The following is a 15,605-nucleotide window of genomic DNA, read 5'->3' as shown; positions in this document are numbered from 1 at the left end:
TGGCGGGGTGCGGTCGGGTCTCAGTCGCTGAACCACACCTCCGTGGCCCGGGGACTGAAGGGATAGGGCTGGGAGTTGGCGGTGCCGGTCGGGATGTTGTGGAGCTTCGTCCCGGCGGCGTCCACGGTCGGCACGATGCCGACGGGCACCGCCCAGACCAGCTCGTCCAGGCGCCGGGTGACCTTCTGCATCCGGGTGTCCTCCTGCGCGCCGGTCGGCGCGGTGGCGGCTTGGGTGAGCAGCCGGTCCAGCTCCGGGTCGCCGAGGCCGAACGCGTTGCCCAGGGAGCCGGGGCCGAGGTAGAGCCGGTGCAGGGAGAAGACGTCGTTCACCGGCAGCGCGGTGACGACGGCCTCGTACTTCTTGGAGTAGACCTTCTCCAGGAACTGCGTGTAGCCGCCGCTCTCCACCGTGAGCGCGACGCTGACGCCGACCTTCGCCAGCTGGGCGGAGAAGGCCTGTGCCAGCACGCTGCTGGGGTCCGTGGGCGCGAAGTCCAGCACGCTCATGGTGAAGCCCTGGGCGTAGCCGGCCGCCTTGAGCAGGTCCCGGGCCCTGTCGGGGTCGTGGGCGTACGGGTCGGTGGCGCCGGCGAGGTAGCCGGCCATGCCCTTGACGCCCAGGGAGCTCTGTACGGTGCCGACGCCGGAGTAGACCGCCTTCATGACCGACTCCCGGTCGATCGCGTAGGCGAGGGCCTGCCGTACGCGCACGTCGGCGAGCGGACCGCTCTTGCGGTCCTCCAGCAGCAGTGCGGAGAAGGTACCGCCGTGCTCGGACACGGTCAGTCCGGCCGACTTCGCCGTGCCGATCCGGTCGGGTCCCAGGTCGAAGGCGTAGTCGAGCTGGCCGGTGCGGACGGCGTTGAACCGCGCGGCCGTCTCGGCCATCACCTGGATGACGATCCTGTCGTACTTGATCGCCCGTTTGTCGATGCCCTCGAAACGCTCGTGGCTCTCGTACCCGGGATGCGGGCCATCGTTGTTCCCTTCGCTCCGTCGCGGTGGGGGGACGTGGTGGTGGGGACGTGGTGGGGCCGTTCAGAACGGGGGTGCGGGGGCGGGCGGGATCAGCGGCGGCCGGTGAGGACGATCGCCCCGCTGTGGGTGCTGCCGGGCGTCAGCTCCGCGGGCACGCCGTCGACGGTGGCGGACCCGGCCGTGACGGCGGCGTCGGCGGCGATCTCCAGACGGGTGAGGTGGCAGGTGCCGCGCACCGTCCAGTGCGCGCCGTCGGCCAGCCGCACGAGCACGCCGTTGTTGACCGCAGGCGCCACGGTGTTGTCGACCTCGCCGATCTCGCGGTAGTCCTCGATGCGGATGGGGTCGACGCGGTGGCGGGCCGTGGCCGCGGAGATCACGCCGTCCACGCGGGAGCGCTCGAAGGTGAGCACGAGGTTCCGGTTGCCCCGCCCGGCGTTGTAGAAGTCGCCGGCCAGCTCGATGTCGCGGAAGCCGGCCACGGCGTCCTCGTCGTGGGCGGTGGTGACGCTCCAGCCGGCGTCCCGGGCCGGGGCCCCGGTGGGGTCGCGATGGACGGCGCCCGCCAGATCGGAGAAGTCACCGGAGACCAGGACCGGGTCGTCGCTCTCCATCAGCTGGAACAGCACACCGTTGCCGGCGGTCAGCCGGGCGCCCTCGGATCCGTCCACGGAGATGGCCGACGGCACCGACTCGTTCAGGAACAGGGTCCTGGCGGAGCTGATCCGCGTGGCACCGCCGACGGTCAGCGAACCGTTCGGGAACTGGTGGAACATGACACCGAACCGCCGGGAGTCGATCTCCGTGGGCCGTGCGGCGAGGGCGGCGAGCTCGTCCTCGGTCAGCCGCAGGTCGAACTCGGCGTTCAGTTCGGCCACCGCCTCGGGGGTGCTGTCCCCGAGGGTGAGGGAGCCGCCGCCGACGACGGCACCGATGGTGACGTTCGAGAAGCGGGTGCCGAGGACGCGGTTGACGGCGTTGCAGTCCGTGAAGACGCGGTAGCCGTCCTCGCCCCTGATGGTGGCGTCGCAGTCGACGACGACCAGGTGCTCCTTGCGGCCGGGGTCGCTGGACATGACGGCGTCGGTGGAGATGACGCCCCAGTTGGTGGAGGACAGTGTGCAGCCGAGGTAGGCGGCCCTGGTGTGGTCGCCGGTGTTGTTCACGGCGCGGACGTTGCCCCACAGGCCCATGGCCCAGGGCACGGTGAGCATGTCGGGCCCGAGGGTGTGCACGAAGCCCTCGGGGAGGTCGCCGTCCTCGGTCTCGACGACCGAGTTCTTGGCGATCAGCCGGGCCCCGCCGGTGGCGATGATCCCGGACCGCATGGTGCCGCGGTTGCGGATCACCGCGTCCTCGACCACCAGCCGGGTCCCCGGACCGGTCGCCACGATGCCGACGCCCTGGCAGGCGAAGTCGCTGCGGCCGTTGCCGGTGGCGGTGATCCTCGGCCGCCGGACGGTGTACTCGCCGTCGGTCACGTAGAAGCCGTTGAAGCCCTCGCCCTCGGAGACCAGGACGACGTCCTCGGCCAGCCCCGCGGAGAGCCTGCCCCCGATCACGGCCGCCGGCACCGACCGTTCGGGAACGGTCCGGCCGCCGGCGACGCACAGAGCGTGCCTCAGGTGGTAGGGCACGCCCATGGCGGACTCCTGGTGGTCCTCCACGACGGTGATCACGACGTCGCCGCGATGGGAACCGGGCGCGATCACGGTGGTCGTGCTGTGCGGGGCGGAGAAGACGGAGCCCTTCTCCACGCCGTCCACGGTCAGCACCAGGCTGTGGCCCTCGGGGGCGGCGAGCGTGCCGCCCCGGGCGATCTCCAGGAACCGGGTGCGGGTCGTCCTTTCGACGGTGAACGTCTCGCCGGCCGCGACCGTCATCGCGTCCGACCGGTCGACAGGGGCTTCGGTCATCGGTGTCCTCAAGGGTCTCGGGCGGTCCGGGCGGACCGGTGTGGCGGATGAGGTGCGGCCGGGGAGAACCACCGGGCACGGGGTCACGGGGTCACGGAGGCACGGAGGCACGGAGGCACGGCGGCACGGAGGCACGGAGGCACGGCGGCACGGAAGCACGACGGCTCGGAGGCACGACGGCACGGAGGCACGGGGAGGTCCGGCGGGGAGGCCGCCCCGCGCCCACGGGTCCGGGGCGGGCTACCCGGTGAACCAGACCTCCTCGGCCTGCGGATCGAACGGGTAGGCCTGGATGTTGACGCCGCTCGCGGGGACGTTGCGCACCCCGGCGGCGACGAAGTCGATGCCGCCGGGGACCTTGCCGATGGGCACGGCCCAGACGAGTTCGTCGAGGCGGCCGGTCACCTTGCGCATCCGCTCCCGCTCCCCGGCGAGGTCCGGGGCGGTGGCGGCGGACCGCAGCAGCCCGTCGAGCGTCGCGTCGGTGAGCTTGAAGACGTTCCCGGTCTCGCCGGGGGCGAGGAAGGAGCGGTGCAGCGAGTAGGGGTCGGTCGCGAAGGCGGCGGAGACCGTCGCCTGGTAGGCGCCGGAGTTGAGCTTCCTCAGCCACTCGGCGAGCGGGACGGCAGCGACGTCGAGCTTCAGCGTGACGCCCACCTTGCCGAACTGGTCCGCCAGTGCCTGGGCCAGCAGGCCGCCCGGGGCGATGGTGCTGTCGCCCAGCACCTTGAGGGTGAACCCGTCGGCGTACCCGGTCTCCTTGAGGAGCTTGCGGGCCTTGGCAGGGTCGTACGGGTGCGGGTCCGCGGCGGCGGCGTCGTAGCCGGCCTGGCCCTTGACACCGAGGGTGCTCTGGGCGGTGCCGATGCCGGCGTAGACCGCCTCGATGACGGCCTTCCGGTCGACGGACATCGCCATGGCCCGCCGGACCCGCCCGTCGGCGAGCGGTCCGCTGCGCCGGTCCTGGAGGAACAGCATGGGCAGCTGGCCGCCGTGCTCCGAGACGGTCAGACCGGCCGACCGCGCGGTCCGCACCGAGCCGGTGTCCATGTTGGTGGCGACGTCGATCTGCCCGGTGCGGACGGCGTTCAGGCGTGCCGAGGCGCTCTCCATCACCTGGACGACGACCTTGTCGTACTTGATCGCCTTCTGGTTGAAGTACCGCTTGTTCGGGACGAAGACCGAGCTGGTGCCGGTGGACTGCGCGGAGTCGAGGACGTAGGGGCCGATGCCGTCGGACTCCTTGGTGAGGGACGACGGGTCGGAGGTGCCCTTCTCGCCGATGACCAGGCCGAAGCTCTGGTCCTGGGTGAGCGAGCGCAGCGCGAAGGCCTGGGGCACCGGTTCGGAGTAGTGGATGCGTACCGTGTCGTCGCCGACGGCCTCCACCTTCTCGACCGGGCCCGCGTTGGCCACCATGGGGCCCTTGGCCCTGGTGAAGTAGGTCAGCGACGCGGCGACCGCCTTCGCGGTGAGCGGCGAGCCGTCGGAGAACCTCGCGCCGGTGCGCAGTCTCACCTCGAAGACCTTGTGGTCGTCACCGACGAAGCGCCAGGACAGCGCGAGGTCGGGCCGGTGGTCCCCGTCCTTCGTCTCGTGGACGAGCGGGTCGTACGCCGGGTAGGCGACGACCGGCGGGGCCGCCACCGCCGGGTCGATGGACGACCGGGCGATCACGGCGATCCGCAGCGTGCCCTGGCGGGGCGCGCTCCTCGCCTTCCTGGCCGAGTCGGCGTTCGCGGTCCCCTCGCCGGCGTGGTCCTGCCCGCCGCCTCCGCACGCGGCGACCCCGAGCAGGGCGACGGCGCTGCCCAGCAGGACGCGCCTGGATGTCACGGCGCCAGTCATGTCCGTTCTCCTTCGTCGTGGTGCGTGGGCGCTCCCGCGGACGGCGGGCACGCCGTCCCCCGCGCGGCGGGGGTTGGTGGGCCGGTCTCCGTACGGGGCCGGCTCCGGTCGGTGGACGTCTCGGGCCGGTGGTCTTCGGCGGCGGGCGGCGGTCACGGCGCCGTGTTCCGCGCTGCGGCGGCCGGGTGGCGGGCGTGGCAGGCGACGGAGGTGTCCTCGCCCGCCGGTAGCAGGTCCGGCATCCGCGCGCGGCAGGCGTCCAGCGCCTCGGGGCAGCGCGCGGTGAACGGGCAGCCCTCCTCGACGGCGGCGACCGGGCGTCCGGGGCGGACGGGTGCGCGGGCCTGTGCGGCGGCGGGGTCGAGCACGGGGGTCGCCGCCACCAGCGTCCGGGTGTAGGGGCTGCGCGGGCGGTTCACCACCTCGTCCGACGGCCCCTCCTCCAGGACCCGGCCGCGGTACAGCACCATGACGCGGGCGGACATGTACCGCACGACGTCGAGGTCGTGGCTGATGAAGAGGTAGCTGAGGGAGAGTTCGTCCTGGAGTTCGCGGAGCAGGTTGAGGACCTGGGCCTGGACCGAGACGTCCAGCGCGCTGACCGCCTCGTCGCAGATCACCAGCCTGGGCGAGGTCATCAGGGCGCGGGCGATGGCGAGGCGCTGGCGCTGGCCGCCGGAGAACCGTGACGGGTACTGCCCGGCCGCGTCCGCCGTGAGGCCGACCCGCTCCAGCAGGGACGCCATGCGCAGCCGGGCCTCGTGCTTCGGGGTGCCGTGGGCCAGCAGGGACTCCAGCAGGCTCGTCGACACCTTGAGGGAGGGGTTGAAGGAGCTGTAGGGGTCCTGGAACACCGCCTGGAGCTGGGTGGCGAAGGACCGGTGTTCGCGCGCGGACGCGTGGGTGATGTTCCGGCCGCCGAAGGTGATCGTGCCCCGGGCGGGCACCAGGCCGAGGACGGCGCGGCCGATCGTCGTCTTGCCGGAGCCGGACTCGCCGACCAGCCCGAGGGTCTCGCCGGGCCGGATGTCGAAGCCGACGCCGCGCACGGCGCGCACCGCCCGGCGGCCGCGGCGGAAGTCGACCTCCAGGTTCCTGACCGACAGCAGGGGCTGCTCAGCGGACGGCATGGGGGGCCTCCTCCAGGACGTCCCGGGCGAGCAGGCAGCGGCTCTCGCGCTCCGGGGCGACGGTGTCGAGCGTGACGGGGCCCTCGGTGCAGACGGGGCGTACGCGGGGGCAGCGGTCGGCGAACCGGCAGGCCGCCGGCCAGGCGGCCGGGTCCGGGACGGTGCCGGGGATGGTCGTCAGCCGGGCGCCGACCGGGGTGTCGCGGCGCGGCCGGCAGTCGAGGAGCAGCTTGGTGTAGGGGTGGGCGGGCGCCGCCAGCAGCTCGGTGAGCGGGCCGTGTTCGACGATCTGGCCGGCGTACATGACGACGGCGCGCCGGCACAGCTGGGCGACGACTCCCCAGTCGTGGCTGACCACGAGGAGCGCCAGGCCGGTCTCCTCCTGGAGCGTGCGCAGCAGGGTGAGGATCTCCGACTGGACGGTGACGTCGAGCGCGGTGGTGGGTTCGTCGGCGATGAGCAGTCCGGGGTCGCCGGCGAGCGCGCGGGCGATGGACACCCGCTGCGCCATGCCGCCGGAGAGTTCGTGCGGGTACAGCTCGGCGACCTGTTCCGGGTCGGGCAGCCTGACCATCTCCAGCAGTTCGAGCACCCGGGCGCGGGCCTCGGCGGGGCCGGTGCCGGAGTGCGCCCGTACGGCCTCGGCGAGCAGTGTGCCGACCCGGTAGGTCGGGTCGAGGGCGGTCATCGGCTCCTGCGGGACGTAGCCGACCGAGCCGCCCCGGTAGCGGCGCAGCTCGCCCGGCGGCAGGGCGAGCACGTCGCGGCCCTCGAAGAGGACGGTGCCCCGGGTGATGCGGCCGCCGCCGCGCAGCAGTCGCAGCAGGGCGCGGGCGACCGAGGTCTTGCCGCAGCCGGACTCGCCGACGAGTCCGACGACGTCGCCGGGCCCGATGTCGAAGCCGACGCCGCTGACGACGGTGACCTCGCCGTCGGCGCGGTCGACGGCCACCGACAGTCCGCGCACCGAGAGCAGGGCGTGCGGGTCGGCCGGGGCGGTGGGCGCGGAGGGCTCGGCCGGCCGCGCCGGGAGGGCGGCCGTACGGCGGTCCCGGCGCGGGCGGGGCTGTGTCCAGCTGCCGACGGTCGCGTCCCGGGCGATGTCCCCGAGCAGGCCCAGGCACAGGACGAGGACGCCCATGACGATGCCCGAGACCGCCAGCAGCCAGCCGTCGCGGTCCGCGATCTGGGCGCCCTCGGCGATCATCGACCCCCAGCTGGGAGAGGGGGCCTGTACGCCGAAGCCCATGTAGGCGAGGCCCACGGTGAACAGCAGGGCCATGCAGCCGATCAGGGTGGCCTGTACCAGCACCGGGCCGAGCACCCGGGGCAGGACGTGGCGGGCGACGATGCGCCGGCGCGACAGCCCGGCCACCCGGGCGGCGTCGACGAAGAGTTCCTGGCGCACCGCGACGACCGGGCCGCGTACGTTGCGGACCGTGGGCGGGGTCATGAGCAGGCCCAGCCCGGTCAGCGCGACGGCGAAGTCGTCGCGGAACACGGTGAGGATCACCAGGGTCACGACGACGGTGGGGATCGCCATGCCGATCTCGACGGCCGTCTGGACCAGCCGGTCGACCCAGCCGCCGACGAAGCCGGAGACCAGGCCCACTGACACGCCCACGACCACGGAGACGGACATGACCTCCAGGGAGTAGAGCAGCGAGGACCGGCCGCCGTAGAGCAGTCTGCTGAGGATGTCGCGGCCGAGTTCGTCGGTGCCCAGCGGATGGGCGGCGCCGGGTCCGGCGAGGATGTCGCCGAGGTCGCCCTCGATCGGCCCGTACGGGGCGATGAGCGGTGCCGCGAAGCAGGCGACGGTCATCAGCACGACGACGGTGAGGGCGACGACGGTGACCGGCCGTGGGCGCCGGCGTCCGGCGGGCCGGGAGGGCGGCGCCGAAGTGGCCGCCCGTACGGGCGAGTCGGGTGCGGTTTCGGTCATGAGGTGACCCGTGCCTTCGGGTTGAGCCAGCCGTACGCGAGGTCGACCAGCAGGTTGGCGGCCACCACGAGGAGGCAGAAGAGGAGGGCGACGGCCTGGACCATGGGCAGGTCGCCGTCGTTGGTGGAGGAGACGGCGAGGCTGCCGAGCCCCGGTATCGCGAAGACGTTCTCGACGAGCACCGAGCCGCCGAGCAGCGCGACGAAGAACACCCCGGTGAGCGTGGCGATCGGGATCGCGGCGTTCTTGAGGACGTGCCGCAGGACGATCCGCCGCTCGGGGATGCCGTCGGCGCGCAGGGCGTCGACGTAGTCGCGGCTCAGCTCGGTCAGCACCGCGTCCCGGGTCTGTTTGGCGAGGCCGGTGACGCCGCCCGTCGCCAGGGTGACGACCGGCAGGATCAGCGACTCGAACCAGCCGCCGGGCGACTCGGTGAACGGCACGTAGCCGGTCGCGGGCAGCAGGCGCAGGGTGACGGCGAAGACGTAGACCAGGATGAGACCGAGCCAGAAGTTCGGGATGGCGGTGCCGAGCATGGCGAGCGTGTCCGTCGCACGGCCGAGGGAACCGCCGCGGACGGCGCTGAAGGTGCCGAGGCCGACGCCGGCGACCAGGGACAGCAGGGTCGCGCCGATCACCAGGGACATGGTCACGGGCAGCCGGGCCGACAGCTCCGACCCGACCGTCCGCGACGAGATGAGCGAGCTGCCGAGGTCTCCGTGCAGCGCGTCGGTGAGCCAGGTCCAGTACTGCGTCCAGACCGGCTCGTTCAGACCCATCTCCGTGCGCAGCCGGGCGATCTGGGCGGGGGTGGCGTACGCGCCGAGCACGGTCGCGGCCGGGTCACCGGGGGCGATCGCCAGGAGGACGTACGTCAGGACCGAGACGGTCAGGACGAGCGGGATCGCGAGCAGGAGGCGCCGGGCGATGAGGCGGGGCATGTCCGCTCACTCCGTCCCGCGGGCGCGGACCGCCCTGCGCGTGCCGAGGAACATTGCGGAGGTCCTTTCGGAGGGTGTGCCCGTCGTTGCGACGGCGGTGCGGTGCGGTGCGGACGGACGGCCGGTGTGCCGGTCGGCGCCGCTGCGGCTCGGGCCCGGAGGGCGGGGAGATGCTCCAAGAGCGCCGAGTGATGCACAGACCGTAGGCCTTGGCCCACCGCCCGAGAACCACCGGGGAGATCGCCGTTCGCCATGCCATGCATAGGCGTGCTCGATGGCGATACGGGGTGTTCCATGCGGTCGCATTATGGTCGGGGCAACACCGGAAACAGCCCGCGTTTCTCGCACAACACCCTTGTGAACTGCGGTTATTGCCTTCGAGTCGGCTCAGGAGGGGGCGTCGGCCCCGGCCCGACACCATCGCGGTGATGCCACGGATCGGCGCTCGTGATGGCCGCCGGGGTTGCCGTCCGGCACCCGGCTCCGGCTGACTGGCACGTGACACACAGTGAGGGGAGACGGGAACTCATGTCCACGAGCGACCGCGAGAAACTCAGGAGTCTGGCCGACCTGCTGCTGGAGTCGATGGCCCGGCGCGACGCCTCGGTCCTGCCGCTGGCGAAGCGCTACGCCATGACGAAGAACAACGGACCCTCGTCGCCGGGGATGGCCGATCTCTGGCGCACCGTGACCGGCTACCGGCCGCCGGCCGACTTCCAGTACGTCATCGACACCCCCGCGCAACAGGTGTTCGTGGTCGCCGAACTCGACGAGTCGGGGGTGCCCAGCCTCTTCTGGGGGCGGCTGAGGGCCGCCGACGGCCTGATCACCGAGCTGGAGCTGTACGTGTGCCGCTCCAACGGCGACTCGGGGTTCATGTTCGACCCCACCGGGCTGACGAACATGCCGAAGGAGTGGACGGAGTCCGTGCCCGCCGCGCGGAAGGCGTCGAGGGAGCGGCTCACCGAGGTCGCCAGGTGCGTCTTCGACCCGGCGTCCGGCACCCCGGAGACCTCCCAGGAGGCCTACCTGGTCGAGAACGGCGAGCGGGTCATGGGCGACATCACCGTGGCGAAGATGCGGGAGCTGCTGCCCTGGGCGACCGAGGAGATGTTCGCCCGGGTCGAGCGCGAGCACGCGCTGCCCAAGGAGTACGGCAGGCCGGGCTACCGCAGTCTGGTCGGGGACGAGTCGAGGTACCCCGAACTGATCGGCCTGGGCTGCGACCTGATGGCCGACCGCCCGGCCGACGAGAACGCCCGCGTCCTGGTCGACGAGGTCCAGGGCACCGTCGTCGGCTTCGGCATGGTGCCCGGCCACGTGTACCCGAGCTTCTACTGGTGGTACCCGGGCCTCGAAACGGCCTACGTCCCCGAATCCATGGAGCTGGACAACCGCTCGCGCCGCGAACAGGCGCACAGCAACGCGGAGTTCAACCCCAACGTCGGCCGGGACCCGGCCCTGCCGTACGTACCGCTCAGCAGGCCGGTCCCCGGGGTCCTGAGCACGGTCGAGGTGTACCGGTTCTACGACGGCCGGATCCAGGGCGAGCACCGGCTGATGCAGATCCAGCCCGCCGGCAGCACCTCTCCCTGGACCGTCGACGCCTGATCACCGCCGGTCCGCCGGCACGGCAACCACGCACGAAGGAGCAGCGCAGCATGAAGCAGTACGTCGACCTTGTCCTCAAGTCGATGGTCGAACAGGACCCGGGCATCCTGCCCCTGGCGGACCGCTACCGCGCGACGGAGAACTCCGTCCCCGGCGCGCTCGGCATGCTCACCGCATGGCGGCTCGCCGCCAAGGTGAACGCCCTCGGCCCGGTCGTCGCCGACGAGGGGCTCGGCACCGTCGTGGCCGTCGCCAACCTGGAGCTGGGGGGCGCGCCGGCCACCTGCTGGTTCCGGATCGCCGTCGTGGACGGAAGGATCACCGAACTGGAGCTCTACCACGCCAAGTCACGGGGCGAGGGCGGCTATGTGCTGCTCGCCGAGGAGATCGGCGACGAACCCGAGGTGTGGCGGACCGCCGTGCCGGACGGCGGTCGCGCCACCCGCGACGAGCTGCTCGCGCTCGGCCGGGCCGTCTTCGTCGACACCTCGGCGCCGACGCCCCCGGAGGGGCCCGACTGCGTCGTGATGGAACAGGGCGGTGTCGTGAAGGAGTTCGCCGAGTTCCACGATCTGCTCATGGGTGTCGACACCGGTCCGCACGCGCCGGACGACACCGTCGTCATGCCGTACGGCCTCGGGCCCTTCCGGCCGTCGGACCCTAAGGCGCGGGTCGTCGCGGCCGATGCGGAACAGGGACTGGTCGTCACGATCGGCATGGTGCCCGGCTACATCATGCCGACGGTGACGAGGGCCGCGAACATCTCCGCCTTCGTCCCGGCGTCGATGCGGGAGATGCACGCGCGCAGCGTGCTGCCCGAGTGGCTCGAAGGCCGCAGTGTCATCGACGAGATCGCGGTCATGTGCTCCTCGACGCACATCCTGCGGATGTTCGACGGCACGCTGCAGGCGTCGCAGATGTTCAACAGCCTCACCGGTGCGGGCGCGCGGTCGGTGTGGACCGTGTGACCACCGCCCGGACCGCCGCCGTCCGCCGCGGGATTCCGGACGGGGTCAGAAGACGCCCTGGCCCGGGACGAGGATGCCACTGGGGTCGTACCTGTGCCTCGCCGCCGCCAGGCGGGGCCAGGCCGGCCCGAAGTGGGTGTGCCAGTCCGCCTCGGTGAAGGGGATGCTGCCGACCGGGTACTGCGTCCCGCCCGCCGCCGCGGCGGCCTCGTAGGCGGCGCGGTTGGCGGCGAGGAGCCTGCCGACGGCGGCGGTGTCGTCCGGCGGCGTGGCCCGCAGCACGGCGAACAGGTAGGGCACGGCGTCGTCGGGGGCGCGCAGCAGCGGCGTGGTGAGGCGCTCGCGCAGCAGCGGGTAGACGAGGACGACGCCGGGGCCCAGGTCGCCCGGGGTGAGGGCGTCCAGCATCCCGGCGGTGAGGGCGGCCGCGGCCCTGCCGGGCAGCAGCAGGTTGAGCCAGGGGTGCGCGTACCCCCACAGGCCCGCCTCCTTGAGGGCGGCGACGGCGGGGGCGATCCGGTCGAGGAAGTCGTAGTAGGGGAGGTCGGAGATCCGGACGCCGGACGGGTCGTGGCGCAGGCCGCGCAGCAGGGCGGTGTCGTCGGGTGCGGGACCCGCGGGCGGGCCGTAGGCGACGGCCTCCAGGGTGTGGACCCGGAAGGCCCCGGTGGCGTCGGCCGAGACCTGCCCCTCGACGTAGTCGAAGCGGCCCTCGCGGACGAGGGTGCGCTGGTCGTCGAGGAAGGTCCGCAGGTCGTCGTAGGGCAGCAGGTAGTGCCGTACCGTCCCGGGCGCGCGCACCAGGCGGAGCGTGGCGCCGACGACGACCGCGCACTGGCCGAGACCGGCCAGGACGGCGTGGAAGAGGTCGCGGTGGCGGGTCGCGGAGCAGCGCACCTCCTCGCCCGCCCCGGTGACGACGTGGAGTTCGGTGACGTTGTCGACCTGGGCGCCGTGCCGGTGGGTCTGCCCGCCGAGGCCGCCCACGGACAGGGTGCCGCCGACGGAGAGTTCGAGGTAGTCGGTGAAGACGGGCGGGGTGCGGCCGTGGAGCAGGGTGGCCCTGGCCACCTCGCTCCACCGGGCTCCGGCGCCGACGGTGACGGTGGTGCCGTCCGCGCCGATCGGGCCGATCTCCGCGAGGGTCGCGGTCTCGACGACGAGACCGCCCCCGGCCTGGGCCTGGCCGTCGGTGCCGTGTCCCTGGCCGCGGGGTGCGACCGGCACCCGGTGCTCGGCGCAGAAGCGGACCATGGCGACGACGTCACGGACCGAGCCCGGGCGCAGGACGGCGAGCGGACGACGGTGCACGACGTGGCCGTAGTCGTCGGAGGCGGCCGTGAGCGACGCGTCGTCGGTGACCAGCGTCCCGTCCAGCGGCGGGACGTCCGCCAGTGCGTTCCCCGGGCCGTGGCCGGACTCCGCCCCGGTCACGGCCCAGGCGCGGGCGGCGGGATCGAAGCCGGTCACCGTCGCGCCGACGGCCGCGAGCCCCCTGAGGACACCACGCCGTGACGGTCCGTGCAGCATGAGCACCACCACCCTCATCCATGATCGAGAAGATCCGACTCGCGCACCCGCACCCACATGTTCCCCGGAATTAACGCAGGACCCCCTTGGCCGGCTCCTTCTACGCGCGTAACTTGGGCGGACCTCCCACAGGACCCAGGACCCCCTCAAACGCCGTCACCAGACGGCACGTTGACGCACACACGAGGTACGAGGAGACCGCCAGCGTGTCCAGATCCGAAGGGCGCAGACCCGGCGCCCGCCGCACCGTCCAGTCACTCGTCGCCGTCGGCGCGACCGGCGCGTTCGTGTTCGCCGCGCTGCCGGCCGCGTTCGCCACGCCGTCGGCCTCGGCGGTGATCACCGAGGTGTACGGCGGCGGGGGCAACTCGGGGGCGACCCTGACCCGGGACTTCGTCGAACTCGGCAACGCCGGTTCCACCGCCTACGACCTGTCGGGCTACAGCGTGCAGTACCTGCCCGGAACCCCGTCCTCGGGGTCCCAGTGGCAGGTCACCACGCTCACCGGCGCGATCGCGCCCGGCGCCCGCTACCTGGTCGGCGAGGGCACGGGCAGCGGCGGTACGACGGAACTGCCGACGCCCGACGCCGGCGGCTCCATCGCCATGAGCGCCACCTCCGGCACGCTCGCCCTGGTCTCCGGTACCACCGCGCTGACCTGCAAGACCGCCGCGGACTGCGCGGCCGACGGCCGGATCGTCGACCTCGTGGGCTACGGCACCGCGGTGGTCCGCGAGGGCAGCGGCCCGGTCACCGGCGCCTCCAACACCGCCTCGGTGTCCCGGGCGGACTCCCTCGCCGACACCGACGACAACGCGGCCGACCTCACCGCCGGCACCCCCTCGCCGGTCAACTCGGCCGGTCAGACGCCCGGTTCGGGCGACGGCGGCGGCGACGGCGGTTCACCGACCGACCCCGGCACGGTGCGCGTCCACGACATCCAGGGCACCACCCGGCTCTCCCCGCTCGCCGGTCAGACCGTCACCCGGGTGCCGGGCGTCGTCACCGGCGTGCGCACCAGCGGCTCGCTCGGCTACTGGATCCAGGACCCGCAGCCCGACGCCGACCCGCGCACCAGCGAGGGCGTCTTCGTCTACACCGGCTCCACCGTGCCCACCGTCGCGGTCGGCGACTCGGTGCTGGTCACCGGCAAGGTCAGCGAGTACTACCCGAGCAGCACCAGCCAGTCGAACACCGAGATCACCGGCCCGGCCACGACCGTCCTCAGCAGCGGCAACACGCTCCCCGAGGCGGCCACCCTGGACGCCTCCTCGGTCCCCGACGCCTACATCCCGACCGCGTCCGGCGGCAGCGTCGAGTCGCTCGCCCTCGAACCCGCCGTCTACGCACAGGACTTCTACGAGTCCCTGGAGGGCATGCGGGTCACCTTCGCGGACGCCCGGGTGGTCGGCGCGAGCGACTCCTACGGCGAACTGTGGGTGACCGTGAAGCCCGGCGAGAACGCGACCCCGCGCGGCGGCGCCCTGTACTCCTCCTACGACCGGCCCAACACGGGCCGTCTGGAGGTGATGTCCCTGGACGGCTCGGCCGCGTTCCCGGCGGCGAACGTCGGCGACGAGCTCTCCGGCACCACCACCGGCCCGCTGGACTACTCCACGTACGGCGGCTACAACGTGCAGGCCACCCAGCTGGGCACGCTGGTCGACAAGGGGCTGGAGCGGGAGGTGACGCGCCGCCAGAAGGGCGACGAGCTGGCCGTCGCCACGTACAACGTGGAGAACCTGGACGCGCTCGACGACCAGGAGAAGTTCGACCGGCTCGCCGAGGGCGTCGCGGTCAACCTCAGCTCCCCCGACGTCGTGGCCCTGGAGGAGATCCAGGACGACAACGGCGCCACGGACGACGGCACGGTCACCTCCGAGGCCACCCTCGAGCGGTTCACCGACGCGATCCGCGCGGCGGGCGGCCCGCGCTACAGCTGGCGCTACATCGCGCCGGAGAACGACAAGGACGGCGGCGAGCCCGGCGGCAACATCCGGCAGGTGTTCCTCTTCAACCCGAAGCGGGTCTCCTTCACCGACCGCGCGGGCGGCGACGCCACGACCGGCACGAGCGTGGTGAAGACGCGCAAGGGCGCGCGGCTGACCTACTCGCCCGGCCGGATCGACCCGACCAGCGACGCGTGGGACAGCAGCCGCAAGCCGCTGGTGGGCGAGTTCACCTTCCACGGCCGGCAGGTCTTCGTGATCGCCAACCACTTCAACTCCAAGGGCGGCGACCAGTCGCTGCACGGCCGCTACCAGCCGCCGGCCCGCAGTTCGGAGACGCAGCGGGCGGCCCAGGCGGCCGAGGTGAACACCTTCGTCAAGTCCCTGCTGGCCGCTGACCCCGACGCCGACGCCGTGGTGCTGGGCGACCTCAACGACTACGAGTTCTCCAGGACCGTGAGCACGCTGACGGACGGCGGTGTGCTGACCCCGCTCATCACCACCCTCCCGGCGGCCGAGCGCTACACCTACGTCTACGACGGCAACTCCCAGACGCTGGACCACATCCTGACCAGCCCGGCCGTCACGTCCGTCGACTACGACGTCGTGCACATCAACGCGGAGTTCGCCGACCAGGCGAGCGACCACGACCCGCAGATCGTCCGGATCGACGTCTCCAAGTGCCGTAAGCACTAGGTGTTCTGTCCGGGGAGGTTGTGGACAGTGATGCAGGTCTCGGCTGACCGATCTTGAAATGGGTGAGGGCCTTCTGGCCTGGTGTGGATTG

The 15,605-nt window shown here is 72.6% G+C and carries 10 protein-coding genes; 3 read left to right on the top strand and 7 right to left on the bottom strand.

What is annotated here, in order from left to right:
- Window positions 1–20: 20 nt before the first annotated feature.
- From ACZ619_RS43230 to ACZ619_RS43205, 6 genes are all read right to left on the bottom strand, one after another.
- On the bottom strand, window positions 21–920 hold the full coding sequence (locus ACZ619_RS43230; RefSeq protein WP_469611471.1) for an ABC transporter substrate-binding protein: 900 nt from the start codon (window positions 918–920) through the stop codon (window positions 21–23).
- A gap of 149 nt (window positions 921–1,069) precedes the next feature.
- Window positions 1,070–2,896 carry a hypothetical protein gene (locus tag ACZ619_RS43225; protein WP_469611433.1) on the bottom strand — a complete coding sequence of 609 codons (1,827 nt, stop codon included), beginning with the start codon at window positions 2,894–2,896 and terminating at the stop codon, window positions 1,070–1,072.
- 240 nt (window positions 2,897–3,136) lie between these two features.
- The gene (locus ACZ619_RS43220; protein WP_469611431.1) at window positions 3,137–4,744 is read right to left on the bottom strand and encodes an ABC transporter substrate-binding protein; all 1,608 of its coding nucleotides are present in this window, start codon (window positions 4,742–4,744) and stop codon (window positions 3,137–3,139) included.
- 152 nt (window positions 4,745–4,896) lie between these two features.
- Entirely contained in the window at window positions 4,897–5,874 is a 978-nt protein-coding gene (locus ACZ619_RS43215; protein ID WP_469611429.1) for an oligopeptide/dipeptide ABC transporter ATP-binding protein, read from the bottom strand.
- A complete protein-coding gene (locus ACZ619_RS43210; protein WP_469611427.1) occupies window positions 5,861–7,819 on the bottom strand; it encodes a dipeptide/oligopeptide/nickel ABC transporter permease/ATP-binding protein in 1,959 nt (652 codons plus the stop codon). Before ACZ619_RS43210 ends, ACZ619_RS43215 begins: the two co-directional genes overlap by 14 nt.
- The gene (locus ACZ619_RS43205; RefSeq protein WP_469611425.1) at window positions 7,816–8,760 is read right to left on the bottom strand and encodes an ABC transporter permease; all 945 of its coding nucleotides are present in this window, start codon (window positions 8,758–8,760) and stop codon (window positions 7,816–7,818) included. The genes ACZ619_RS43210 and ACZ619_RS43205 overlap by 4 nt, the downstream gene beginning before the upstream one ends.
- A gap of 528 nt (window positions 8,761–9,288) precedes the next feature.
- Between ACZ619_RS43205 and ACZ619_RS43200 the strand changes: the two genes are divergently transcribed.
- Both ACZ619_RS43200 and ACZ619_RS43195 read left to right on the top strand, forming a co-directional pair.
- Complete coding sequence (locus ACZ619_RS43200) at window positions 9,289–10,371, top strand: hypothetical protein (RefSeq protein ID WP_469611424.1); 1,083 nt, start codon at window positions 9,289–9,291, stop codon at window positions 10,369–10,371.
- A 50-nt stretch (window positions 10,372–10,421) separates the two neighbouring features.
- Window positions 10,422–11,339, top strand: coding sequence for a hypothetical protein (locus tag ACZ619_RS43195; RefSeq protein WP_469611422.1), 918 nt, complete (start codon window positions 10,422–10,424; stop codon window positions 11,337–11,339).
- Between the two features lie 45 nt (window positions 11,340–11,384).
- On the opposite strand, the gene ACZ619_RS43190 is transcribed toward ACZ619_RS43195, so the two are convergent.
- Entirely contained in the window at window positions 11,385–12,869 is a 1,485-nt protein-coding gene (locus ACZ619_RS43190) for an FAD-binding protein (RefSeq protein ID WP_469611420.1), read from the bottom strand.
- Window positions 12,870–13,156: 287 nt separating this feature from the next.
- On the opposite strand from ACZ619_RS43190, the gene ACZ619_RS43185 reads away from it, so the two are divergent.
- On the top strand, window positions 13,157–15,514 hold the full coding sequence (locus tag ACZ619_RS43185; protein WP_469611470.1) for an endonuclease/exonuclease/phosphatase family protein: 2,358 nt from the start codon (window positions 13,157–13,159) through the stop codon (window positions 15,512–15,514).
- Window positions 15,515–15,605 lie beyond the last annotated feature (91 nt).

Source organism: Streptomyces sp. NPDC104367 (assembly GCF_055583825.1).
This window is presented reverse-complemented; position numbering and strand designations above follow the sequence as displayed.

Excerpts from the sequence above, each read along its gene's own strand:
- ACZ619_RS43225 (WP_469611433.1), bottom strand. The coding sequence starts at position 2,896 with ATGACCGAAGCCCCTGTCGACCGGTCGGACGCGATGACGGTCGCGGCC.
- ACZ619_RS43200 (WP_469611424.1), top strand. The coding sequence starts at position 9,289 with ATGTCCACGAGCGACCGCGAGAAACTCAGGAGTCTGGCCGACCTGCTG.
- ACZ619_RS43215 (WP_469611429.1), bottom strand. The coding sequence starts at position 5,874 with ATGCCGTCCGCTGAGCAGCCCCTGCTGTCGGTCAGGAACCTGGAGGTC.
- ACZ619_RS43205 (WP_469611425.1), bottom strand. The coding sequence starts at position 8,760 with ATGCCCCGCCTCATCGCCCGGCGCCTCCTGCTCGCGATCCCGCTCGTC.
- ACZ619_RS43190 (WP_469611420.1), bottom strand. The coding sequence starts at position 12,869 with ATGCTGCACGGACCGTCACGGCGTGGTGTCCTCAGGGGGCTCGCGGCC.
- ACZ619_RS43210 (WP_469611427.1), bottom strand. The coding sequence starts at position 7,819 with ATGACCGAAACCGCACCCGACTCGCCCGTACGGGCGGCCACTTCGGCG.
- ACZ619_RS43195 (WP_469611422.1), top strand. The coding sequence starts at position 10,422 with ATGAAGCAGTACGTCGACCTTGTCCTCAAGTCGATGGTCGAACAGGAC.
- ACZ619_RS43220 (WP_469611431.1), bottom strand. The coding sequence starts at position 4,744 with ATGACTGGCGCCGTGACATCCAGGCGCGTCCTGCTGGGCAGCGCCGTC.